Raw genomic sequence first — 24,594 nt, forward strand, 5'->3', positions numbered from 1 at the left:
AGTCTTCAAGTCTTCAAGTCTTCAAGTCTTCAAGTCTTCAAGTCTTCTAGTCTTCTAGTCTTCTAGTCTTCTAGTCTTCTAGTCTTCTAGTCTTCTAGTCTTCAAGTCTTCTATCTTCTAGTCTTCATCCCTCCCTCCTTAAAACTTCCATCTTGAAACTTCCATCTTCCAACTTAATAACCTCCTTACCGTGTCCGAACTCCAAACTGCCGCCCACCGCATCGCCCGTCGCCTGATCGACGACGGCCATACCACCTACTTCGCCGGGGGATGTGTCCGTGACGCCCTCCTTGAAAAAACACCCAAAGACTATGACTTGGCAACCTCGGCCACGCCCGATGAAGTGCAGGCACTCTTCCCCAAGTCCAATGCGATTGGTGCCCACTTTGGCGTCATTCTGGTTAAAGAAGCTGAGTATTTCTTTGAAATTGCGAGCTTCAGGCACGACGGATCCTACACCGACGGACGGCACCCTGATTCCGTCACTTTTTCCACGCCGGAAGAAGACGCCCAACGCCGGGATTTCACCGTAAACGGGCTGTTTCAGGACCCCCTGAGCGGTCGCATCATCGACTACGTAGGCGGCCAGAACGACTTAAAAACCAAAACCCTGCGAGCCATCGGTGAGCCAAGCCAACGCTTCCAAGAAGATGCTCTGCGCCTGATGCGAGCCATCCGCTTTGCCACCGTCCTGAACTTCGAAATCGAGCCCTCCACCTGGCAAGCGATCCATGATCACGCCGAGCTCCTCGGCCAAATCAGCAAAGAACGCATCCGTGAAGAGTTCGTTCGCATCCTCCTGGCCCCCTCCCGGGCGAGAGGCTTTGAGCTACTGACCCAGAGTGGACTGATGCACCACATCATCCCTGAAGTCTACGATCTCATCGGCTGCGAGCAACCACCCCAATGGCACCCCGAAGGCGATGTCTACCAACACACCCGGATCATGCTCGACATGCTCAAGCAAGAACCATCCGAAGCGCTGGCACTTGCCGTGGTGCTGCATGACATCGGCAAGCCGGCGACTTACAGCTACGATCCAGCAGAAGACCGGATTCGCTTCAACGGCCACGACCGAGTGGGAGCCGAAATGAGTGAATCCATCCTTCGCAGGCTGAAATGCTCAAACCAAACGATTGAAGCCGTGCAAGCGATGGTCGCAAACCATATGAACTTCATGAATGTGCAAAAAATGCGCACCGCCAAGGTCAAGCGCTTCATGGCACGCACAACCTTTGAAGATGAAATGGAACTGCACCGGGTGGATTGTGCCAGCAGCAACGGCCTGACCGATAATTATGATTTTCTCAGACTCAAGGAAGAGGAATTCGCCGCCGAACCCCTGATTCCAACGCCTCTAGTCACGGGCAAGGACCTCATCGATCTAGGGCTCACGCCGGGTCCCCATTTCAAAGAAATTCTCGCAAGCATTCAAACCGAGCAACTCGAAGGCCGACTGCATGACCGAGAACAAGCACTCGAATGGACCCGCAAATCCCTCATGCCTCATTACTCATAGCATTTGAGGGGCTAGTTTGTCGGTGTGATGGTATTTCATTCCCGTCAGCCACGCTGACTCGCATCCACATCAAACTCTCAACCATTTTATCCATTCCGATAAAATAACCGGGAGAATGAAATCATTGCTCTACCTCCGCTACGCATCTCCTTTTTCCCGAAGGTCGCGCAATACATCCGTCATATCACGCAGCTCGTCCCATACGTGCTGAACCACGTAGATCGGGGCATCCTGCCTTACGGCCAATGCCAGACAATCGCTCGGCCGGGCATCGATCTCAACCACCTTCCGCTCCATCACTTCATTTTCTGCGACCAGAAACAAGCGAGCATAAAACACCTCACCGTCAACTTTGACAATGGTTGCATGGTCCACCCGGCTGCCAAAAGCCTCCAGCACCTGGGAAAATAAATCGTGGGTCAGCGGCCGCGGCGGTTTTACCCCGGACATCACCGCATTAATCGAAGCGCCGATCGCAGGCTCGATGTAAAAAACAATCACCTTTTCACCGTCCCCGAGAAAGACCGCACATCCGGCCGGGGTGGGCATCAAGGCAACAGGCTCAACTCGGACATGATTTTTCATGCCCGGAGTCTAGCACAATCTTTTGACTTCGGCCACCTTTCCCTAAGCCCTGCCACCATTCGGTCGGGCCATAAACTTGCGGGCATTTTTGACGTATTTTTCGGCCCAGTATTTCACCTGTGCCTGATCCTTTTTATCCAAGGTTTTTACCACTTTGGCGGGACTTCCCAGAACCAAGGACCCAGGAGGAATCACAGTCCCTCCCGTCACCAGTGCATTGGCTCCAATGATGGACCTCTCGCCAATCACAGCACCGTCCAGGATACAGGCACCCATGCCGACCAACACCTCATCCTTGATCGTACAAGCATGCACAATCGCTGAGTGACCAATCGTCACCAACTCTCCCACATACGCTCCATAGTCATCCGCCAGGTGCACGCAGGCATTATCCTGCACATTCGACCTCGGTCCAATCACGATGTCATTGATATCCCCACGCAAGGTTGCCTGATACCAAATGCTCGCTTCCTCTCCTATCGTCACACGGCCAATCACATCGGCACTGCCCGCAATAAATGCGCTGTCATGAATTTCCGGCGAAATGCCGTCAAAGGTCTCAATTGCCATGGCCAAAATATAGCGGCAGCCACCCGATTCACAAGTTGCAATCTGGCAAACTAAGTGCCATATTTCGCCACGCCAGCTCCAAGGAACCACATGTAGCAGGACAAGCGTATCCCATAAGGTGAGCGTTTGGGAACATCTCTGAATCCATCTCCCCCAATCTCAGGATTTTCCCACCGCATCGCCACCGTGGCATATGCCGTGCCCCTCCGGGCATCTCCATGTCAAACAAATCAAGGATCTCCCAATACACCGGCCTGTTTCAGGCCAGATCCTCAGATCAACACGACTCCTGCTTCCGGCACCCGGTGCTGCCCAACCACCCTACTATGCAGCAATTTCTCATCATCGTCGCCATTGTCGTCTTCGGCTTTGCCCTGCGTTCATGCAGGACCAAGATCCTGCGCAAACTCGGAGCTGTCGTCATGCTCATCGCCTCGGGCCTCTGCTTTTATTTTTTAACCGACAACATCTGGGCCGGGGTCACAGCTGCCGCTGCCTGGTTTCTACTCCCATGGGTCGAACTGCTGACGCGGATCCGCACCATGCGCATGCCTCTGGACAACCATCTGGAAGAATCTTTTTTCACCAACCTGGACATCTTCCCCAATGCCTCAACCCATATCCGGACACTCGAAAAAGCCGGCTACGAACACATCAAAGACTGCGGGTGGAATCTGGGAGGCATGGAACAGCTTTATCAGCTGTTCTGGAACGCCGAGACCAAATCCGTTGCCACACTCTGCCTCTGTGAACAATCCAATGTCACGTTCACCTACTTGACCATCACCTCGCGCGATATCACCGACGGCGTATGGCGCACCACCAATTTCCCCTTTTCCCCCACACTCAAATCCGCGCCCAGAGTGCATTGGAACCAAGTCAGTTGCTCGAACGAATGCGCCATCAAGCTGCTCCGTGACCACCACACCTTCATTCATCGCCAAGGGTTCATCGATGACGACATCAGCATCCCCGACCCTGACATGTTAGAACAGGAAATCGAAAACGAACTTCGCAATCAAATCGATCACAACCTGAAAAGCGGCATCATCACCCTTACTGGTGACGGCCATTTTCGCTACAGCCTGAAAGGTCTCTTTTTCCTCTGGCGCCAGTTCATTAAAGACATGATCCGTTTATGCTGAGCCAGACGGGCAGCAAGGCACAAAAACCGACGACTCAATCGGTTCATAAACGTCAGATCCGGCCTCATAGCTATTGGACCGTCAGATCGATGACATACCTTTGCATGGAGCCTCTCGGGGATGGAGGCCATGCCGGCATCGAGGTTTTAAGAAAAGCTGGAATCTAAATCCGTTGTCCCTGTTCCCAAAGATGATTCTCGGCTTGTTCAATCCAACCGGCTCAGCTGCCCCGAGGGGGGCAACACTCTGGTGGGCTCAGGGTTCTATAAAAATATCGTTTTTTGATAAAAAGTGATGTGACCATATGAGCAAGCTCGGTAATTACTATAGAAAAGATCTTCATTGCAGGCTTGAAAACAGACTCAGAAATTTCCGAGAGAACACCGGGCACCTCGAATGAGGAGCTGATCATTGGATTGATTTCCAAAAATCAGCCCCTCCTGCACGACTATATCTTTGCTTTGAGCGGAGACCTTTTCCTGACCGATGATATTCTTCAGGAAACCAATCTCGTCTTGTGGCGTAAAGCCTGCGAATACGACCCCCGTAAACCTTTTTTACCTTGGGCACGGACCATCGCCTGGAACCAGGTCAGAGCGGCGACTCGCGACCAGTCAAGAGACCGTCTCCTCTTCAGTGAGGATATCATGCTGCAACTAACCGAGGAAAGTAACAACACCCACGCCTACGCCCCCTCACACAAGGAGATTTTCCTTGAGCAGTGTATTTTATCACTCACTCAGAAACAACAAGATCTGCTCGAGAACCACTATCAGGAAGAATTAGGCCTCGAGGAAATGGCTCGAAAGTTCAGGCGCTCCCAAAGGTCCTTAGCCCAACACCTGTATCTGATACGCCAAATTCTCAAAAGGTGCATCCAATCAAAAATCGCCGTCGCACGAGCCTTAAAGTAAGTCATGCCATCCCGTCGAAAGAACAACCCAATGCTCAAGCGACTGATCCAAAAAAGGATCCACGGTTCGCTGGATGCCGCCGGGATGGCTCAACTCGAAGACATCCTGAGAAACGACAAAGCAGCCAGAACTTGGTACCTTGAAGAGATGCAGCTCCACAGTGCCCTGCACCGCTGGGCCATGCGCCAAACCCATAGAACCATTCCCCTTCCGCACGGCAACGAATCCAGCAATGCCATCACGCATGTTGAGGATTGGCTACAAAAACAGAAAAAACAACACGTCCTTTTAGCTATGGTAGCTTCACTGGTCATCGTTGTTGGCGGACTCAGCCTGATGCGGGCCTTTTTAGTAGAGGAAACAACGGCACCGCAGCACGCATTCCGGACAAGCTCCGGAACCAGATATCAACTCAGCCACCCTGACGGCTCGGATCACCAAGCCGGGCATTTGGTTCATGGCTCACAGCTCTCACTCAGCCAAGGGTCAGTTGAGCTATCCATGGGCTCGGGTGTCCGGGCCGTCATTCTCGCCCCGGCCGAGATTGTCTTACAAAACGAAAACACCGTCTCGATGCCAGAAGGCATTGCATGGTTTCACGTTCCGAAAGCAGCCAAGGGGTTCACAGTCCACACCAAGGAGTTCCAAGTGGTCGACCTTGGCACTGAATTTGGCATCTCATCAGGAAAAAACCGCCACGATGAGGTGCATGTTATCAAAGGCCAGGTGCGGGTCCACAGTAAGGGACTCAGAAAAATCACGGAACACTTATCCGCTAACCAAGCAAGACGAACGGACCCTGTCGGAAGACTCAAACAAATCACCCCTCGGTTTTCGACATTTGAACGCGAGCTTCCAAGGACATTACCCCATCTGCATTGGTCATTTGATCACCAAGTAGCAGGAGGCTTCCCCGCAGAGGGCATCATGATGGACCTCGATCTGGCAACCGCCAGAACGCGAAATCCATCGACCAAACAACCAACCACCGAGGGGAGCTTTGGCCAAGCCGTGCGCCTGAACCATTACAAAAACGAACTCATCACCTCCCACCCCGGCATCAGCGGTAGTGAATCACGAACCATCGCCGCATGGATCAAAATCGAAGCGAAACACACACCCTCGCGTGGCCGCCGGACTATCCTAGGCTGGGGCAACCGAACTCTGGACAAAAACTCAAAAAAACGATGGCAGCTTTGCATCACCGACAATAACCAAGGGGGAACGAACCACCTCGCGCTGACCGGTGCGGGCTTCTACCGTGGCAACACCCCACTCGATACCGACCAATGGTATCACGTCGCATGTGTGTGGGAGTCCAAAGCCGGCAACACCACGGAGAACCATCCGCAACTTTACATCAACGGTGAACTGGAACAGACCAATATCCCAGCAACCCAAGGCCCTCCTGATACCGACATCGGAGGTCAAAGTTCTCCCGTCGTCATTGGCTCCCGGCTCCACTTGGATGCCACCAATCCGGACAGCTTTTTCGGCTGCCTGGATGAGGTCTATCTGATCAAAGGGGCACTCAACCAACAGGAAATCCAATCGCTCATGCTGTATAACAAATTCTAATACGCCGTCAAAAAACAACGAGACCTTCACCCAACAGGAGACACAAAACATATGAATAAAACAACTAACCATAAAAAACAGACCTTATTACTAAGCGCAAGCATCGCCGTCTTCGCATCCATCACCCCCGAGGCACAATCCTCCGTTTTTGCCAACGGAGGCTTTGATGACTATAGCGGAACACCTGCAGACGGCATACAGCTCAGCACCCTTACGCCCTCAGACTGGACAACGGTCGGCACTTCGAGTCAGGTGCTACTCAAGAAAAGCGGAGGGGGGTTAACGCCACAAAACGGCAGTTACTACCTTGGCATTTTTAACCGAAACAATGGCGTTAGCCAAACTTTCGACACCGTCGCGGGCTACACCTACGAGCTATCCTTCTACCTAGCAAAACAAGCTACAAGTTCTTCGCCGACAGTGGACGTCAACGTAACCGGCAACACCCCACTAGTTGACGACTCGATCCAGATCATCAACTGGGGGCAAGACACATGGCAGCAACAGACGGTTTCATTCACAGCGGACTCAGCTTCCACCTCACTGAGTTTCATTGAGAATGCATCTTCACAGACCAGCTCCGCCGACGTCTTTGTCGATACCATCGTATTAAGCGTAACGTCCGTGCCTGAACCGAGTGCGACCACGCTGCTTGGTCTTGGTGGACTTGCTTTGATTTTACGCCGTAAAAAATAACTCCACAGCCAAACTAATTATTACAGTCCACTCTGACCCAGGTTTCAGCCAAAGTCGGAGTGGCCTTTTATTGTCCACAGCCCTAGTACGCTACTATGTTTGTAAGGAACATAGCTTACCCACTTATAACTCAAGCATGTTCCCAGCAACCACTCGGCAGCCCGTGATCATATCATGATTGGAGCAAAATCTGGCTCTCCCAGATTCCATGAGAGCACATCGCCCCACTGCCTCAATAGCGGGACACTCAATGTGTTAGATCGCTTAATAGTCTGTAATCTTACCACATTCAGCCAACCCTCAATTCGCCGTTGAAAAAAGCACCTGCTTATTGGATTTCTCAACCCGCATTTCCATGAAAACCATCCTCATCACTCTCCTTCTGCTCCCCGCATTGATCCATGCTCAAACATCCACAACGGAAAAACCCAACATCATCCTCATCCTCGCTGATGACGTCGGCTACGGAGACCTCGGATGTTACGGAGCCAGCAAGATCAAAACCCCCAACCTCGACCAACTAGCCAAGCAGGGAGTCCGCATGATCGATGGTTATGCCTCGGCTGCCGTCTGCACCCCAACCCGATTCGCCATGCTCACCGGCAAGTATGCCTGGAGACAACGAGGGACCGGAATCCTCCCGGGAGACGCGGGCCTCAGCATCAAACCCGGAACCGTCACGCTGCCAGGGCTGATGAGAAATGCCGGCTACACCACCGCAGTTGTCGGCAAGTGGCACCTCGGCCTAGGCACAGGCAAAACAAAATACCAAGGTGAAATCAAACCCGGCCCGTTGGAAATCGGATTCGACCATTGTTTTATTTTCCCCGCCACCAATGACCGGGTTCCTACCATTTACATCGAAGACCACCACATCGTTGGTGAAGACCCCGACGATCCTATTCTGGTCAATTACCGTAAACAAGTTGGCAATGAACCCACCGGCCGGAAGAATCCCGAACAGCTCGACCTGAAAGTCCGCCGTCACCCCGACCACCACGAGGGAACCATTGTCCACGGCGTCAGCCGGATCGGCTACATGTCCGGCAATCAAAAAGCACGCTGGAAAGACGCCGACCTCACCGAAACATTCACCAGAAAAGCTATTTCGTTTATTGAAGAAAATAAGGACAAGCCGTTTTTCCTCTACGTCGCCAGCCACACCGCCCACGAACCCTGCGTCCCCAACAAACGATTCAAAGGTAGTAGCCAAGCAGGAGCCCGCGGCGACACCATTCAAGAACTCGACTGGCAGGTTGGTCAGATTATGACAGCCCTCGACCGCCTCGATCTCAGCGACAACACCCTGGTCATTTTCTCCAGTGACAATGGCTCGGATTGGCCCGTAAAGCGCTTCGCCTACCTCTACGAGGATGAAGCGATCATGAGCGAACATAAAGCAAATGCCCCCCTCAGAGCTGGTAAAGGTGACCCTTATGAAGGAGCGACGCGTGTCCCGTTCATTGCCCGCTGGCCCAAAGCCATCAAGGCTGGTAGCGAATCCAAGGAAGTCGTCTGCCTGGTCGACATGCAAGCGACACTGGCGGCGATCACCGGTACCGCCCTACCGAAACATGCCGGTCCGGACTCGTTCAATATGCTGCCGGCATTTCTCGGCCAAGGCAAAGGCCGCAGCCACCTGGTCCTACAACACAACCGAGGGCACGGAAATTTGGTTATCCGTAAGGGGGACTGGAAGCTGAACCCCAGAAACAACGGCAAACACGAACTCTACCACCTCGGCCGTGACATCAGCGAGACGAGCAACGTAGCGGACCAACATCCCGAAGTGGTCAAGGAAATGCTGAACCTGCTCAGCAACATCAAAAAATCAAAAGAAACCCGCTATATGACGTCTTCCTCCGACATTTCAGGATAAATATGGCATGGTGGTTGTATTGCCACATCGTGTAGCTCACCTTCTGGTTGTTTTCCATGTTCTAGTTGATTGATGCTTTGAGCGGCACCAACCATTCCTAGCCAATGGAAGAATTCTGTATAAGTAACACACTTGGACTGATCCAGCCAAAGCCGTGGGCTTTCCTACTCAGCAATAACGAATCACGGGAGCTGATAGAGCCACATAAAATATCGCCAACAGATGAAACAAGAAAAATCATATCACCGTCAGACATCCAGAGGCAACCTGAGTTTGCTTCTATCGATCATTTTTATCCTGTCATGCTCAACCGAACCGACCTTGGCTTCGGAAAAGATCGACAACAACACCAAGCGTCCGTTACCAGTCTTCATTATAGCCGGACAGTCCAATGCTGTTCGCCTGGGGTCGATAATACCCGACCCAAACAAGAAAAATCCGATTGGTTGTGATATCCACACGTATCTCAACACCTGCATTCTCAAGTCCAACGTCGCAGAAAAACGACACCAACAGGTGGTGACCATTCCTGCAAAATCATCGGTTCGCGGTGCCGGAGAAGGCATGGCGAGGGAACTCGCCACCAGGTATCCGGACGGCTTTGGTGTTATTCGTTACGCCATCTGCGGATCCAGCCTGCACAACGATTGGAAACCCGATGAAAAGAACGGGTACTACCAACAATATTTCGAACCGTTTATCGCCCAAGGCATGAAGGCATTGGAAAAACAAAGCGGACGTAAAGCTGAGATCAAAGCTGTCTTCTGGCATCAGGGAGAATCCAACTCCCACTCGTTGAAAACAGTCAATGATCACGGCAAGTTACTACCTATCATCATCCACAAATTCCACACCCGTTATAATAATGTTCCGTTTATTCTTGGGGAAATCCGAGAGTTTACAAACAAACCCAATCACGCAGCCTTGAACGCCCAAATGCGCAAAATCGCAGCAGCTTCTCCCTTTGTTGACATTATTTCCTCCCGTGATGCAGAAGGTCAAACACCTAGCAACGTCCACTTCTCCTCACGCGGATGCGCACAAATGGCGGCTCGTTACGTAACGGCCTGGGAATCCATCAATAACAAACAAGTAAAAACACACAAATCCACCGCCGCACCCAGCAAAAAAAAGCCGAACATCATCATTATTCTTGCCGATGACCTCGGTTACGGAGATTTAAAAAGCTACAACAAAGAAGCTAAGATCAACTCCCCCAACCTCAACAAGCTCGCTGACACCGGTATCAGATTCACAAACGCCCATACCAGTTCATCCGTATGTAGTCCCAGCAGGTACTCCCTCTTGACTGGAAGATACAACTGGAGAAGCCGTCTGAAACAATACGTGACCGGATCTTTCAGTCACCCGATCATCGAACACGATCGCATCACGATCGCAAGCTTCTTGAAAAATCAAAACTACCAAACCGCCCTAGTGGGCAAATGGCACCTGGGTATGGGATGGCGCAACCAACAAAACCTGCTGGTCTACGCCAAAAATGAACTGGGTGATGCCATCGACAAGCTGGCAATCGATCCAAGCAAGGAAATTAATGGACCGCTCGAACATGGCTTCGATTACTTTTTTGGCCTGGCCAGCTCGTTGAACATGCCCCCCTACTGCTACATCCGGAACAAGCATGTTGTAGGAGAGCTTGACACCACCATGCAATGTTGGGGAACAACAGGATACGCCAACAAAAATTTCGAATTCCAAAGCGTAATGGATGAATTGACCAATGAAGCAACGCGCTACATCAAAACAGCCAGCAAAAAAACGAATCCGTTTTTTCTTCTCTTCTCACTAACAGCACCACACACACCGGTGGTTCCGGCAGAAAGGTTCACGGGCTATGGAGGAGTGGCCAAGTCCAAATACGCCGATTTCATCTACCAAATTGACGACTCAGTGGGGCAACTTATGAGCACCTTGAAAAACCAAGGGGTCCAGGAAGACACCTTGATCATCTTTCTAGCCGATAACGGCTACGCATGGAAGGCAGCGAACCCGGGACGTCTAGCAAAGGTAGGACACAACCCCGCTGGTCCACTCAGAGGAACAAAGGGAGACATTTTCGAAGGTGGTCACCGGGTACCATCCATCATCAACTGGGAAGGCACAGTGCAACCACAAGTCAATGACAAGCTGGCATGCATAACTGATTTGTTTGCTACCATTGCTGACTTGGCAGATTACGACTTCCCCGACAGCGCCGGAGAAGACAGCATCAGCATGTTACCATACTTACACGGTGAGACCAAAAGATTAAGGCACGACCTGGTCAGCCATTCTGTGGTCGGAAAATTCTCGTTCACAAACGCAGACGGCTACAAGGCCATATTTGCCAGGGGGTCAGGTGGCTGGGGTGACCGATTGGCCAAAGACATGAATTTACCCAAATTCCAACTTTACAACCTTGATGAGGACATCGCTGAAACCCGTAATCTTTACCCAATCCAAAAGGAATTATTTGAAAGCATGAGAATACAGCTCGCCGACTACATCCTGGACGGACGAAGCACACCTGGAAAAGTACAGAAAAACCATGATGACATTGTCATATTCAAAGGATCCGATGCAGTGCTAGAAAGAGCGATCAACCGAGCAAACCCCGAAAAAAATAAAAAAGCTCACTTCATCTCTACCAGCGAAGACAAAAAAAAATAAGATGAACAATCCATTCAAAGTAACCTACCTGCTTCTGTTCCTCGGCATCCTGCCCATATCCGCAGAACCAGCCTCGAAAGATCACGACTTTATTCTGGTTGAACAGGGGTCAACGGATGCTGTCATCGTGGTCGATGCCGACCAGCAAGGATGTCCTCACGATGCGGCTAAACAATTGGCTGCTTACATTCGCAGAATGAGTGGAGTGTCACTTCCCATCAAGCGGGTTTCTTCAAAAGACAAAGAAACCATCAAAAAACTACTTACACAAAAGCTGGTTCTTCTGGGGAATTCCGCCCTGACACGCAAACTCGGCATCGATAGCCACGACATCGGTACTGACGGATATAGAATCCGGGTGACCCCAAAGGTACTCGCCATCATCGGACGAGACAACAACAAGGTCGACTGGAGCCAGACTTCCTGTCCCGTCGAATCCGGAACCTGGCACGGGGTCTTTGCGCTGTTAAGAGAGCTTGGAGTGCGCACTTTTTTCGACAAAGAAGAGCTGGATGTCATCCCGAGATTAACGACCATCTCGGTGCCCAGTGGCGACCAGAAAAACGCCCCCTATTTTCCATTCCGCTGGGCCGGAAAGGGGCACAAGTCATGGGGATATAAGGTTGGCTTTGGAGGCACCCATGACCCCTGGCCCTCGAGACACTCGTTTGGCAGACCCCAATGGTTCAGCGATGCCTATCCTATTGTGGTCGACGGCAAGCATGTCCCCATGAACTGGGACAAGCGCTACATGAAAACGCACCCCGAATGGTTCATCACCGATCGAAGCGGCAAGCGCCGCCCGTTCATCCGTTTTAATGCACCGGGAGTCAAAGAACAAATCATCAAGGATGCCTCCGCTTGGTATGCACTCGGTCAGGACTACTACACACTCATCCAGAACGATGGCAATATCAGGGATACTGGCAGTTACGCCCGGGAAAACATCGACCCGAGCCTTGGATATTTCGGATACGCAAGCCCTCTGGTTATCAACCCGCTAGTCGACGTTGCGCATGCCATTGAAATACAACACCCGGATAAAAAGGTGACCCTTGGAGCCTATCATAACTACTCCCGACCACCCCGTGACCTGCACTCCCTGCCGCGCAATACCGCCATCATGGTCAACCGACACCGACTGGCCAATGTGATCGACTATTGTGAGCGAGACAATAAAATGCTACTGAATGAATGGCTCGCCCTCAACCCAGCCGAACTCTATCTATGGGAATACTATTGTTATAATATGGTGAGAGTCAACCGGGGAAACCGCTACACCTTGATTCCCCGTTTCCTTCCAAACACCATTGCCAATGATGTCAAGTGGCTGGCGGAAACCCGAAAAAAACATCCGAATTTCAATGGCGAGTGGCTGTTTCTGGAATGGCGTAGGGACGGAATGAATAAATGGTGGTTCTTCCCCAACGCTTACATCACCGCGCGCCTATTCTGGGATCCAACCCAACCCGTAGACAAACTCACCTATGACTTCTATGCAAAGGCCTTCGGACCAGCCAAAGACCAAATGCAGGCATTCTATGAGCTCTGTGAAAAGACATGGACCACCGGCTTCCCCCGGCAACTAGCTAACAATCCGGCACCAGCAACCGGCAACGAGCAAATCGAGGCCGCCAAAGCTTTGGGGCATCACTTCCAGGAAATGCACTTCACCAGATCAGACTTCGAGCAGATATGGGACAAGGAAGTAATGAATCAACTCAGCGCACACTTGGAAAAAGCATCCCAGCTCGCAAAAGAGAGCGACTGCCAGGCCCGCGTCGAATTTGTCCGCCGTGGTTTTGAATGTTTCAAAAAAGGCGGCTATGCCTTTGATTCAGACACTTTAACCCTGACCATTGATGAAGGAGTCGTAACCGGAATCATCGACAAAACAAGCGATAAAAGCTATGCATTCCAAAGTACGGCCTATGATATATCTCCGCTCGTGATATTAGGAATCAAGGGACAAACGGGACTGTGCAAACCACTGGGCATGCATTTCGATCAAAAACGCAAGATCATACGCCTCACTTACCCTGGGGCCAACAACGCCGAGCTCAAACTGGCGGTCATGGAAAAACCGAGCCATATCGAGTTCGAAGTCATCTCTCTGAACGCCAAAGGTTGTGAGGTCGAATTCATCCAGTGGGGTGGGTTTAATTTAACATCGAACATGCAGAGGATTCCGAATAACAAACATGCGGCTTCTGATGGAAAATTCATGCTTGGCATTCTACCGCTGGATCCTTCCACAACAACGGGGCGCATGCCCAGGTCCGGGATCAAGCGCAATGCAACATGGGATCATGGTTTCACACTTAGTGGCAAGCACCGCTATCTCTCCGCCTACTCAAAACCTCGTAGCAGCCCCAAGGGACCAAGCTTTATCGGTGCAAAAATCGCATGTTATGGTTGCACCCCCTCCGGTTTCAAACAGCTCATCAACCGGATAGACAGCTCACGTCAAGACCCCTGATACATCGAGGCGTCATAGTCCGGAGCGTGGATCTGCTTGCGCCAAACATCCATCAGACGCTGAAGTTCCTCGGTTTTCTCCGGCATACTACGGGACACATCCTTGGTTTCACCGAGATCCGATTTCAGATTGTAGAGTTCATAGCGCTGAGCTTGCTTCCCCGGGGCCTCAAGGAACTTGATCAGCTTCCAGTCCCCTTTGCGCACGACCTGTGAAGGAACCCGAAGTCTGTTGTTCTGATAATGGACAGGAAGAGGATAACATAGCCAATGCAGTGCATCGCGGGCTAATCCGGCATCGGGGTTGCGCAACAAATTCGTCAAATCCAATCCGTCCACTTCCTTGTTATGGACCGTGTCCCCCTTCGCTCCGGCCATACGCAGAATCGTCGGATAAAAGTCATGTCCAATCACCGGTGTCGGGCAAACACGACCGGCAGGAGTCACGCCGGGCCAGCGGACATAACACGGAACCCGGTCACCGCCTTCATAGGGTGTGGCTTTCCCCTGCCGCAAGGGGCCGTTGTGCGTAGCCTGCATCAGTCCCCCGTTATCGCTAAAGAAGACCACAATCGTATTCTGCTCGATCCCAAGGTCTTTCACAGCCTGCAAAATGCGACCGACACTATCATCCAAATGAGACACCAAACCCGCGTAACTGGCATTTCGGTGAGTGCTTTTTCCTGTGAGCTTATTTTCAAAATAACGCTGCTTTACCTTGCTCGCCTCAATCGGAGTATGCACCGCATAGTAACATAGGTTAAGATAGAAAGGCTTGTCCTTGTGATCCCGCATAAACCCAAGCACTTTATCCGTTAGTCGATCGGTCAAATGGTCCCCCGGTTTGGAGTCATCAAGGTCGGGCACGTTGAATTTTTCATCATGTAAAATGCTATTCGGGTCCTGATCTTTGAACGGGTAGTGGAAGCTACCGGGCATGCCGGCACCATTGCTAGCGATGGTAAAATCAAAGCCTTGATCCTCGGGCCGCTTGCCATACCCCCCCAGGTGCCATTTACCGGCATGACAGGTCACATAACCAACCCGCTTCAAAGCCTCCGCGACCGTCACCTCTCCCAAATCCATGGACGCCGTCCCATTGTTCACACAAGCATGGCGCGCGGGATACTTGCCAGTCATCAATGCCAGACGACTCGGCGCACATGTGGGATGTGAGGCATACGCATGTGAAAAACTCATCCCCTCACGCGCCAGCCTATTCAAATGAGGTGTCTCATGGAAGCTGTTATCCGGTCCCGACATATCGGCATAACCAAAATCATCAGCCAGCAAAAAAATGATATTGGGTCGCTCCATTCCCACCACAGGCAAACCAAGCATGACAACCAAGAAGCTAAAAAAAACAAGCTTCCACATTCTTATACGAGAACGATGTCTCAACACATTCATTATTGCTAATCTTCCCGTCTCCGTCATTTCACAAAAAGGCATGTTTACTTCACATGAAAAAGCCTTTTCCAAGGTGCACATCTAAGGCGTTTCATTATCCAAGAGTCCAGCAAAACATCAGCCCTCTGAAAGAATCTCCTCATGAGTCTCTTACTTTACGGCGCAACCAACAGCAGCTTTCAACCAGCACTTGTCCGAATCAACTGAATAATGGACATATTCTACTGCTTATGCAACTTTGTATCAGACATCAGGAGAGGTCCTCACTATCGGTACCCAAATACGCACAAACGCCCAGTCTCACCTATGAATCAACATATCCCCACACCCTACCCCTTTGAATCCGCCTTGAGACTCAGCGTCGGACAGGGAAAGGTCAAACCCATCAGTGGTGAAACCGGTGAGTCTCCACATCGCAGAAGAACTTATCGCCCTAGCGGCACGCCGGACTGGCACATCATGGTGGTTCTCGAAGGTTGCTTTACCGTCTATCCTGATGCTGAAGAATCCTTTAGCCTTGAACCCAACGAAGCGGTGCTCATCCCTCCACATATGAAGCAGGACACCGCTTTGGACGACCAATTCTCAGAGGGGTCTTATTTCTGGGCTCACTTCCACCCGGAAGTATCGATGATGCCCTTCCTTGAGTGGCCAAAAACAAGTATTGGTCCGGGTTTCCTGAGCTGGAAAAAGAACAATCTGCTGATCCCTTACATTCGATCTGCATGCTACCGGTGTTCAGATTACTTTGATTCCGATTTCTCCCGTCGGCGCTCACTGGCATTACTAACACTCGAAGAAATACTCCGTCTCATCTATCAAGTGAATCCGACCTCAAGCTTGGATGGCCTCGATGATCGTGTCGCCACCGCCTTACAGTATATCGCCACCAACATCCAATCCCCGATCAATGCCAAATCCATAGCTGGCGCCGTGGGGCTTTCAGCATCACGATTTTCCGATATTTTCACCCGCAATATGCATTGTGGTGTAATGGAATTTGTTGAACGCCAGCGCCTCAGCAAAGCGAGAAATCTACTGGCGCAAACCCAACTCCCGATCGCCGTTATCGCCGAAAATTGCGGATTCTCCTCGTCATATTACTTTTCGAAAAGGTTCAATAAGCACCATCAAATCAGCCCCTCGGCATACCGTCAGTCCGCTACCGAATCCACACCTCCATCAGAACCCAAGCCTTCGGCTTAACCAACATATACCATTCTCCCGCTTATTTTATCGGAATGGACAAATAGTTAAGAGCTTGAGGTGTAACACCAACTCAAATGGTATTACAAAAAGCAAAATTGCTCCGCCCCCTCCCCCTTCGGATCAATGATAGCCAATCACTCAGAAGCGACCGCTTCGATAGTCGTTGCTTCTGATGAGGGGGGCTTCACCAGAAGCAGTCGAATTATTTCTGCTAGAAGGCCAGGGCGATGTTGTACTTTCTTCAAACAACGCCTCGCGCTTGTTCTACTTTTTCGCCCCCTGGCCACGCCCCCGTAAATGCGAAAAAAGCCGGACACCCTGATGGTGCCCGGCTTGATTTCTTAGATTGTTTCCCTAAGCGTAAACCTTACTTGTACACCTTGGTGTAGTATTCGTCTGCCATCCGACCGGAATCAAAGAATGGCACCACATCATTCATGCTGTTGTGCACAATTTTCCACCAATCATCTCCGCCGCTGTAATAAGCTGGCAGAACCTTGGTTTCCATCAATTGATAGAAGCCCAGTCGGTCATGTTCATCACGAGCATCGTCCGAAAGCGTGGGGGATGCTTCTGGGATAATAAAGGAGTTCTCACCATCCTTGGCAAACTCACAAACCCAACCATCATAGGTGGAAACATTCACGCTACCATTCATGGCGGCAGTCATACCGGAGGTTCCGGATGCCTCACGTGTCACGATTGGGTTGTTCAGCCAAATATCGGAGCCATCCTTGAGAAGCTTGGACAAGGCCAACTCATAACCAACAAGAATCGTTGCAGAAGCATACTTCTGGGTAATGTGGAAAATCTTATTGAAGACATCGATGGCTCCAAAATCTTTCGGGAACGGCTTGCCAGCCCAGATAACCTGGACGGGTCGGTCGGCATTACGAAGAAGGGCTTCGAACTGCTCGATGTCACGAGTAATCAAATCAGCACGTTTGTATCCGGCAAAGCGACGTGCCCAGACGATGGTTAATACATCCGGATCCATCAATCGTCCCGTCTGGTCGGCCACCTCTTTGAACAGTCTGACTTTGAGCTCGCGCTTACGTGCAGCCAAAGCTTTCAGATCTCCGGCGAGTCGGGCAGCTTCCAGCTTTTCATCCACCCAGTATTTTTTATTCTGGGCATTGGTCACGTGATCAATTTCACAAATCCCCTCGGCGTGTTGCCACATCCCCCGGGCAACCTCACCATGAAGCTTGGAGACCGCATTGGACTTGTGACTCATCCGCAGAGCTGCCAGCGAATGGCTGAACTCGTCACCGTGCACACCACTCAATTGATAGGCTTCGTCGCGAGGGATATTGCCAAAGAAGGTAAACTTGTAGAGCAAATCAAAACTCGACTTCTCATTACCAGCTTCCACCGGAGTGTGCGTGGTAAAGACAAAACGCTTTTTCACCTCTTCCAGTGAACGCGTCTTATCATAGACATGGAATGCTGCGGACAAGGCGTGAGCCTCATTCAAATGCCACACATCAGGGTCGACGCCCAAATGTTCAAGTAAGGTAGCGCCACCCACACCGAGCAGAATATACTGGGCGATCCGGGTGAGAAAATCCGAATCGTAGAGTTTGTGGGAAATCGTGCGGGACATGTAATCATTTTCCTCGATGTCCGTGGTCAACAAGAACATCGGGGCCGATCCGAAGGTATCAGCGGGCAAATACATAACCTTCACCCAGACATCCGCACCGTGGATCTTGATGGAATATTTGATTCCGGTGTCTTGCAGGAAATGATAAATCTTGCGGCGCTTTTGCACGGCCATGCCGCGGTCTTCACCACGTGCCTGAGCGTAATATCCATAGGACCACAAAATGCCGATCCCGATCAGGTTCTGCTTCAGGTCATAGGCGCTGCGCATATGGGATCCGGCAAGAAAGCCGAGTCCTCCGGAATAAATCTTCAATGCCTGATCAATCGCAAACTCAGAGCTAAAATAAACAACGCTCTTCTTGTATTTAGGATCGATCTTATACGGATGTTGGTAGGGTTCAGGTAAAAAACTCATCGTTTCAGAATGTAAGTGGGAAATAGAGATACTATGGAGATGATATATACAGGGTTACGGCCCCAGTCCTAGACACTGACACTCAATATGCCAAGGCACATTTGTGTCTTTATCGGACTTGTCAGCCGGCGCAAAAATCTCCACCCTATTTAAAAAATGGCAAACTGGAAAAAACACCTGATTGGCGAGTGGAATTGGAAACGTCCTTTCAAATCCATCCTCTTTATTTATCTGGCACTCATGCTTTTCGCCTTCGGCTGCTCAAACCGTCTGATTTACCAGCCTCCGGCCCCGGGATATACCGAAGAAGGCCCGAATATCCACAGCATCCAATCGGAGAAGGGGAAAAAGATCGGCCTCTGCTACTACCCCGCCGCCCCTGGTATGCCTACGCTGCTCTGGTCACACGGCAATGCCGAAGATATCGGCTACCTCCACTACCGCTTCCTTGATTTCCAGGCCCATGGGTATGGCATTCTCGCATATGATTACCCCGGCTATGGCATCAGTGAAGGCTCCCCCGATGAGGACGGCTGTTATGCAGCCTGCGAAAAAGCATGGAGCTACCTGACTCAAAAACTCAAAGTTCCAGCCAGCGAGACCATTATCTACGGCCAATCCGTTGGCAGCGGTCCCGCCTGCTGGCTCGCCAGCCGCCACGATGCGGCCGGACTGGTTCTGGTCACGCCTTTCACCTCCGCGTTCCGCACCGTTACCCGTATCCCGGTTTTCCCCGGCGACCAGTATCCAAACATCAAACGCATCCCTGAAATCAAGACCCCGCTGCTCGTCATTCACGGAGACAAGGACCAGATCGTCGCCCAATGGCACGGAAAAAAACTCTACGAAAAACACCCCGGCCCAAAACAATTCCTCGATGTCCCGGGCGCCGGACACAACAACCTCTACCAAGTCGCCGACCTCGAAATCTTCCAGGCTTTAGCCACCTTCCGCAACGAACTACTCAATTCACCTGCGGAACGTTCAGAGACGCACATTGAAAAAGTCCAATAAAACAGCCCGATACACCTGACGCTTGAACTCAGGCAACCACTTCAACTTGAAATCCTCAGGCTTGATCCATTTGTAATCCCTGAATTCAGGCGACTTTTGGTCGAGATCGATACAGGGGGCCTTTTTCTTCAAAAAGCAGAGGTAGTAGGTCTGGACCTGCCCATCAAAATACAACTTTTGCTTTTTCACCTGCTTGGGATACAAATAAGTGTATCCTCCCCGTTTTTCCTTCACCTTGTAACAGTCCTTTGGCAAACCAACCTCTTCAAGAATTTCACGCGACAGAGCCTTACGGTGGGTTTCTCCATGATTCACACCACCTTGGGGAAACTGCCATGCGCCCTTGCTATTAATCCGTTCGCAAATCAAAAGCTTTCCTTTTTGATTTACGATCAACGCAGCTACATTCGGTCGATAACTTGCCATGTCGCGGCGGAACCTAGCTTTTTGCCTTTTCATAATCAAGGTTTTGACGAAACTTTATTCCAACAGCATAGTTTACTCGAAAAGATCATGAAAACACCAAACTCTTACCTCATCACAAGCCTCGCAGCCGCTATCGCGATGGCCGCACTCCCCGTCGCAGCCCAAAGCAATACCAACGGCAGCGGAGACACCAACGGAACCAGCAAGGAGAATACCGAGGAAAGCGTTGGCCCGCGCAATTTCTGGCAAGCCAACCTCCCGGGTGGCAGCTACACCGTGGCGCTACGCAATATCTCCTCCGTCAGTAAACACACCTACCTGATCAGCGCCACGCTCAGCGTCACTGAAGTCACCATCGACACCAATGGCAATGCGCTCGCCCGCTTTTATTACATCATACCTGTCACCGAAAGCTCGGGGTCCAATATCGCGGGCAACCTGACCAACCGAACCAAGGAGTTGCTCGATCACGCGGGGGACCGCACCGGAGCCAATGCCAACACGGCGGTTCAAAAAGAATATCCAACAACCACCCACGCCAAAACCGTTGAGTTCCGGGTATCCGATGAGGGTGACCTCGACAAACTCTACAGCAGTGTGCGCAAAGCCTGGATCAATGGCCGAGGGGTCAAATTCACCATTCGGAATTAGCCCAGCCCGGAATAAAGCCTACACCCCATCGCCCCATCACGCCGATTGAGTGGAGCATGGAACAGCCACGAGGAGCCTGCTTTTTGCAGGCTCTTTGAGTATCGGGCTGCTCATGCGGGCTGCCGATACTTCATTCTGCGAACTGGCACGCGAGGTCCTATCCCCAATAGCAGAACAGAAAATCATCCGGGATACTCGTTGACCACGCAGTCATTTTCCTCAAAGCGTGACCCTTTTCTATTATCTCATGTGTTTTGCGGAATGGTATTATTCACGATCATCGACCCTGCGGCCTCCAGGAAGCAGGTCGAAGACCCCCTTGACCCCTTCGCCAATCACATCCGTTCCTTCACGAATGACATCCGTGCCGGTTTCCACCGCCTTGCTAGGCAGCTCGGTAGCCGTATCATGAGCAAATTTCAAAGCCATCTTTCCCGTTTCCGGTATCAACTCGAACATACGCTCGCCTGCCGCCGCGATCATCCGGTCACTCAAATCCTCCTTCGGGGCATCAGTCGTGCCCGTAATACGTAGCGGCGACCATAATAATCCATCACGACCACGTAAAAACACCTTGGTTTCAGCACCTGGAATGTGAGCCAGAGTTCCCGGTGCAATGCCAACCTGAAACGTTCCATCCAATCGACCGTCAACCATTTTCAGACTACCTTCCAGACGAACCAAGCCCTCACTGGCCAACACAATATCGCTAAGTTCCAAACGATTACCCTCCCGCCAAAACTTCAGCCTGGCCTCGGAAAGGTTCAACCTGCGAAACCGCGGGGTGTTGGCATAAGCTGCGATCCGGTCCAAGACAGGCAATCCGGTCAAAATCCCATTCTTAAGCTCAAGTTCTCCAAGGCTCACCGGCCCATCCTTGCCTGATCGAACCTTGAACCGGGACTCCACCTGACCACTGATCTTACGCCTCCAGGAATCGGGAACCAACTCTTCGGCCTCCACACCAGCCAAGGTTCCATAAAACCCAAACTGCCGACCTTCCAGCTCACCTTCCAAGGTGAGCGTCCCTCTTCGGTAAACTTCCGACTTGGACTCGGTCAGATACCACCGGCCTCGCTTGTATTTTCCACGAGCCGAATCCAATGCCAAAGGCGAACCAAACCAAGGGCTTTCAATCCTGCCGCCACTCAAATTCCAATCATAGCTTCCCGGGGAGTGGCCACCATCGACACGCATTGCCATGTTTTGGGCATTCAAGCCACCACTAGAAGTTTTTAACCTCAAACCAAGATTCAAGATTTCTGCCGACATGAGTTCAGCCTTGTCGGGAAGCAAGCCACTGAGAAAGCCAGAACCTTTCGTCGCCTTTTCTGAAGAAACCTCATCGACTTCCTCATGGTTTGCTAGATTACTCACCTCGCCCCGACCGCGCTCGGTCGCCAAATCCAAATCCAAGCGGTTCACCCGCAAATCAGAAATTTCCCACACCCCGCGCCGGACACCGGCAAGGCTCAACCGGGCTTGCATCCCCTCCGCTTCCATTTTCTGCAACAAACCACCGCTCTTGGCTTCCAGACCGGCAGTCCGCACATCCATCCCCTGCCATTCAAACAAGGCAAATTCGGTGTCGGCATCAATCACTGCACCCACGGATTCTCCGATAAAACGCCTGAAATCATCACTGTGCAAATACTTCTTCATCCAAGAATATAAGCCAAAGCCTGAAAGAATCGCAGTCACAGCAAGTATGGATCCAATGCGCAACGACCATTTCACCCATCCGGCCCCGGCCGTTTTACCGCCTCGCTTTGGCCCCCGACTCCCCTCTCCCCGGCTTGCAGCTTGCCGCCTTTGTGATCTTCTCGACATGGGTGCAAACTAACGTGCCATCTCATTTCCACAAGTTTTCTTCTCGCCAGATCCCGCAACTTTCCTTAATTAACTCGGTTATATCCCCCGCACCACCAGAGGTCCTGATTTTTGATCCCCCTTCTGGTTTCCGATTCCAACCACACCACTCATCGTGCTCCAACTCAAAGACGTCAGCTTCACCATTCAAAAAGACGGGGAAGACTTCCCCATCATCGACAAAGCCACCCTTGATATCCCGCGCGGACACTTCATGGCAATCGTCGGACCTTCCGGATGCGGAAAAACCACCCTGCTCAAAACCATCGCGGGCCTCAATGAGGAATCCGATGGTGAGCTGCTTTGGAACGGTCGCAACCTCGCTGAAGAACAGGATTTTGACCCGGCAGAAATTGGCTACGTCCCCCAATTCTCCATTGCCTACGACCAACTGACCGTCGATGAGTCGATCGAGTCCGCTACCCGGCTGCGGGTCAAAACTCGGAACCTCGCCGAACTCGACAACCGAATCGACCGCATTCTCGAAGAAACCGGCTTATCCGCCATTGCCGATCGCCCGGTCAAGGTGCTCTCCGGCGGCCAAAAACGCCGACTCGGACTTGCCATGGAACTGGTCACCGGCCCGCACCTGCTGCTTTGTGACGAAGTCACCTCAGGCCTCGACCCCCGCTCCGAACGAGACATCGTTCGCTTACTTCACGAACTCTCCCGACGCGATGGAAGGACGGTCATTTCGGTCACCCACTCACTGGCCCACCTTGAACTCTACGACTCCATTCTGGTTCTGCACGAAGGCAAAGTCGCCTACCATGGTCCACCGAATGGGATGAACCATTACTTTTCCGTGGATGACACCGAGGAGGTCTACCCACAGCTTGCCAAACAACGATCTTCCAAATGGCAAGAGTCCTGGCTGAAACACCGTGAAGCCTACTACAAAAAGCTGGAGAAAAAACGGGCGACGCTCATCAAAGAAGGTGAACTTTCGATTCCTGACGAACTCGTCCCCAGTGCGGACGAAAAAAAGAAACTCAGCAGTGATACCGCACCTCTCGACGACCCGAATGAATCGGACAAAATCATCCGAGAAGCTACCGAACTGGTCCGAATGCCGGGCATGCTCAGCCAATTTTCAACCCTGCTCGGTCGACGATGGAAAATTTTCTTCCGCAACCGGGGACAAGTATTGCTCCAACTTGCGATACTTATCTGCTTCCCCATTCTGGTTGCCCTCTTCCATGAACGGGGGAACGAAAATATCAAACGCTTCTCCGAACGGTACCAGGGGTTTGCCCAGGAAGTCCAGGAACGGACTACCGTTGAAAAAAGCTACCTCACGGTGGGGTCGGCCGTCTCCGGCATTGTGATGTTCCAAGTCGTGTTACTCTCGCTGATGGGGTCCAATAACGCAGCTCGGGAAGTCGCAGGTGAACGCCTTATCTTTGAAAAAGAAAAATTCGGAGGCATCCGCCCGTCCGCATACCTAGCAAGTAAAATTGCCTTTCTCGGAAGTCTCGTTCTGATCCAATCGCTCTGGATGGCCATCTTTGTCCAGCAATTCTGGAAATTCCCTGATGGTGTCGATACCGGTTTTTTGGATCACACGGTTTTTCTCGTCCTGGTCAACGCCGCGATGACGGCGATCTGCCTCGGCATTTCCTCATTGATGAAAACCGCCGAACAATCCTCCCTGCTTTCCATCTATCTGGTCGGGTTCCAGCTTCCCCTGTCCGGTGCCGTGCTCGCACTACCGGAATCCATCGAGTCCATCACCCAGCCATTTATCTCAGCCTACTGGGCTTGGTCCGGCAGCATTGAATCCATGAACCCGAGCTACCGGAATGCCATCAATGCCGTAACCGAAACCTCCTTCGAGCCTGCGACAGCCTGCCAATATGTGCTGATCATCCACATTGTCGTCGGATTATTGGCATCCTACATCGGCCTCAAACGCCACCACTGGGATTAACTCCCGGGAATCCATTTTTCACTCTCCG

General features: G+C 51.5%; 18 protein-coding genes. 12 read left to right on the forward strand and 6 right to left on the reverse strand.

The annotated features are described in order from the left end of the window. The first annotated feature begins 190 nt into the window (after positions 1-190). Complete coding sequence (locus tag HW115_RS11435; protein WP_178933003.1) at positions 191-1,519, forward strand: CCA tRNA nucleotidyltransferase; 1,329 nt, start codon at positions 191-193, stop codon at positions 1,517-1,519. Positions 1,520-1,657: 138 nt separating this feature from the next. Here the strand turns inward: HW115_RS11435 and HW115_RS11440 are convergent, their stop codons facing one another. Together HW115_RS11440 and HW115_RS11445 are read right to left on the reverse strand one after the other, a co-directional pair. After that, positions 1,658-2,104: a bifunctional nuclease family protein gene (locus HW115_RS11440; protein WP_178933005.1), complete on the reverse strand. Its 447-nt coding sequence runs from the start codon at positions 2,102-2,104 to the stop codon at positions 1,658-1,660. Between the two features lie 42 nt (positions 2,105-2,146). Further along, complete coding sequence (locus tag HW115_RS11445) at positions 2,147-2,674, reverse strand: gamma carbonic anhydrase family protein (RefSeq protein ID WP_178933007.1); 528 nt, start codon at positions 2,672-2,674, stop codon at positions 2,147-2,149. Positions 2,675-2,892: 218 nt separating this feature from the next. Between HW115_RS11445 and HW115_RS11450 the strand changes: the two genes are divergently transcribed. From HW115_RS11450 to HW115_RS11480, 7 genes are all read left to right on the forward strand, one after another. After that, positions 2,893-3,819, forward strand: coding sequence for a hypothetical protein (locus HW115_RS11450; protein WP_178933009.1), 927 nt, complete (start codon positions 2,893-2,895; stop codon positions 3,817-3,819). A 350-nt stretch (positions 3,820-4,169) separates the two neighbouring features. Continuing rightward, positions 4,170-4,733 carry a sigma-70 family RNA polymerase sigma factor gene (locus HW115_RS11455; protein ID WP_178933011.1) on the forward strand — a complete coding sequence of 188 codons (564 nt, stop codon included), beginning with the start codon at positions 4,170-4,172 and terminating at the stop codon, positions 4,731-4,733. A gap of 3 nt (positions 4,734-4,736) precedes the next feature. Then, positions 4,737-6,311, forward strand: a complete 1,575-nt coding sequence (locus HW115_RS11460; RefSeq protein ID WP_178933013.1) for a LamG-like jellyroll fold domain-containing protein — start codon at positions 4,737-4,739, stop codon at positions 6,309-6,311. A 51-nt stretch (positions 6,312-6,362) separates the two neighbouring features. Then, positions 6,363-7,007, forward strand: a complete 645-nt coding sequence (locus HW115_RS11465; RefSeq protein WP_178933368.1) for a DUF642 domain-containing protein — start codon at positions 6,363-6,365, stop codon at positions 7,005-7,007. Between the two features lie 355 nt (positions 7,008-7,362). After that, a complete protein-coding gene (locus HW115_RS11470) occupies positions 7,363-8,886 on the forward strand; it encodes a sulfatase family protein (RefSeq protein WP_178933015.1) in 1,524 nt (507 codons plus the stop codon). Positions 8,887-9,108: 222 nt separating this feature from the next. Then, complete coding sequence (locus HW115_RS11475; protein WP_178933017.1) at positions 9,109-11,556, forward strand: sulfatase-like hydrolase/transferase; 2,448 nt, start codon at positions 9,109-9,111, stop codon at positions 11,554-11,556. A 1-nt stretch (position 11,557) separates the two neighbouring features. Further along, complete coding sequence (locus HW115_RS11480; protein ID WP_178933019.1) at positions 11,558-14,035, forward strand: DUF4838 domain-containing protein; 2,478 nt, start codon at positions 11,558-11,560, stop codon at positions 14,033-14,035. Here HW115_RS11480 and HW115_RS11485 read toward each other — a convergent pair. Beyond that, complete coding sequence (locus HW115_RS11485; RefSeq protein WP_227021445.1) at positions 14,023-15,411, reverse strand: sulfatase; 1,389 nt, start codon at positions 15,409-15,411, stop codon at positions 14,023-14,025. The two genes, HW115_RS11480 and HW115_RS11485, sit on opposite strands and share 13 nt — an antisense overlap. Before the next feature lie 339 nt (positions 15,412-15,750). On the opposite strand from HW115_RS11485, the gene HW115_RS11490 reads away from it, so the two are divergent. Next, entirely contained in the window at positions 15,751-16,650 is a 900-nt protein-coding gene (locus HW115_RS11490; RefSeq protein ID WP_178933023.1) for a helix-turn-helix domain-containing protein, read from the forward strand. Positions 16,651-17,020: 370 nt separating this feature from the next. On the opposite strand, the gene glgP is transcribed toward HW115_RS11490, so the two are convergent. Beyond that, a complete protein-coding gene (gene glgP / locus HW115_RS11495) occupies positions 17,021-18,676 on the reverse strand; it encodes an alpha-glucan family phosphorylase (protein ID WP_178933024.1) in 1,656 nt (551 codons plus the stop codon). Positions 18,677-18,832: 156 nt separating this feature from the next. Between glgP and HW115_RS11500 the strand changes: the two genes are divergently transcribed. Continuing rightward, positions 18,833-19,690 carry an alpha/beta hydrolase gene (locus HW115_RS11500; RefSeq protein WP_178933025.1) on the forward strand — a complete coding sequence of 286 codons (858 nt, stop codon included), beginning with the start codon at positions 18,833-18,835 and terminating at the stop codon, positions 19,688-19,690. Here HW115_RS11500 and HW115_RS11505 read toward each other — a convergent pair. Beyond that, entirely contained in the window at positions 19,661-20,149 is a 489-nt protein-coding gene (locus HW115_RS11505) for an RNA pyrophosphohydrolase (protein ID WP_227021446.1), read from the reverse strand. The genes HW115_RS11500 and HW115_RS11505 overlap by 30 nt on opposite strands. Before the next feature lie 54 nt (positions 20,150-20,203). Here HW115_RS11505 and HW115_RS11510 point away from each other — a divergent pair, with 54 nt between their 5' ends. Beyond that, positions 20,204-20,767 (forward strand): hypothetical protein, encoded by a 564-nt coding sequence (locus HW115_RS11510; RefSeq protein ID WP_178933026.1) that lies wholly within the window; start codon positions 20,204-20,206, stop codon positions 20,765-20,767. A gap of 267 nt (positions 20,768-21,034) precedes the next feature. Here HW115_RS11510 and HW115_RS11515 read toward each other — a convergent pair whose 3' ends face one another. Next, a complete protein-coding gene (locus HW115_RS11515) occupies positions 21,035-22,597 on the reverse strand; it encodes a hypothetical protein (RefSeq protein ID WP_178933027.1) in 1,563 nt (520 codons plus the stop codon). Between the two features lie 154 nt (positions 22,598-22,751). Between HW115_RS11515 and HW115_RS20095 the strand changes: the two genes are divergently transcribed. Then, positions 22,752-24,566 carry an ATP-binding cassette domain-containing protein gene (locus HW115_RS20095; RefSeq protein WP_178933028.1) on the forward strand — a complete coding sequence of 605 codons (1,815 nt, stop codon included), beginning with the start codon at positions 22,752-22,754 and terminating at the stop codon, positions 24,564-24,566. Positions 24,567-24,594 lie beyond the last annotated feature (28 nt).

Source organism: Oceaniferula marina, assembly GCF_013391475.1.
GTDB lineage: Bacteria > Verrucomicrobiota > Verrucomicrobiia > Verrucomicrobiales > Akkermansiaceae > Oceaniferula > Oceaniferula marina.

Excerpts from the sequence above, each read along its gene's own strand:
- HW115_RS11440 (WP_178933005.1), bottom strand. The coding sequence starts at position 2,104 with ATGAAAAATCATGTCCGAGTTGAGCCTGTTGCCTTGATGCCCACCCCG.
- HW115_RS11445 (WP_178933007.1), bottom strand. The coding sequence starts at position 2,674 with ATGGCAATTGAGACCTTTGACGGCATTTCGCCGGAAATTCATGACAGC.
- HW115_RS11450 (WP_178933009.1), top strand. The coding sequence starts at position 2,893 with ATGTCAAACAAATCAAGGATCTCCCAATACACCGGCCTGTTTCAGGCC.
- HW115_RS11460 (WP_178933013.1), top strand. The coding sequence starts at position 4,737 with ATGCCATCCCGTCGAAAGAACAACCCAATGCTCAAGCGACTGATCCAA.
- HW115_RS11465 (WP_178933368.1), top strand. The coding sequence starts at position 6,363 with ATGAATAAAACAACTAACCATAAAAAACAGACCTTATTACTAAGCGCA.
- HW115_RS11470 (WP_178933015.1), top strand. The coding sequence starts at position 7,363 with ATGAAAACCATCCTCATCACTCTCCTTCTGCTCCCCGCATTGATCCAT.
- HW115_RS11475 (WP_178933017.1), top strand. The coding sequence starts at position 9,109 with ATGAAACAAGAAAAATCATATCACCGTCAGACATCCAGAGGCAACCTG.
- HW115_RS11480 (WP_178933019.1), top strand. The coding sequence starts at position 11,558 with ATGAACAATCCATTCAAAGTAACCTACCTGCTTCTGTTCCTCGGCATC.
- HW115_RS11485 (WP_227021445.1), bottom strand. The coding sequence starts at position 15,411 with ATGTGGAAGCTTGTTTTTTTTAGCTTCTTGGTTGTCATGCTTGGTTTG.
- HW115_RS11490 (WP_178933023.1), top strand. The coding sequence starts at position 15,751 with ATGAATCAACATATCCCCACACCCTACCCCTTTGAATCCGCCTTGAGA.
- glgP (WP_178933024.1), bottom strand. The coding sequence starts at position 18,676 with ATGAGTTTTTTACCTGAACCCTACCAACATCCGTATAAGATCGATCCT.
- HW115_RS11500 (WP_178933025.1), top strand. The coding sequence starts at position 18,833 with ATGGCAAACTGGAAAAAACACCTGATTGGCGAGTGGAATTGGAAACGT.
- HW115_RS11505 (WP_227021446.1), bottom strand. The coding sequence starts at position 20,149 with ATGAAAAGGCAAAAAGCTAGGTTCCGCCGCGACATGGCAAGTTATCGA.
- HW115_RS11510 (WP_178933026.1), top strand. The coding sequence starts at position 20,204 with ATGAAAACACCAAACTCTTACCTCATCACAAGCCTCGCAGCCGCTATC.
- HW115_RS11515 (WP_178933027.1), bottom strand. The coding sequence starts at position 22,597 with ATGTCGAGAAGATCACAAAGGCGGCAAGCTGCAAGCCGGGGAGAGGGG.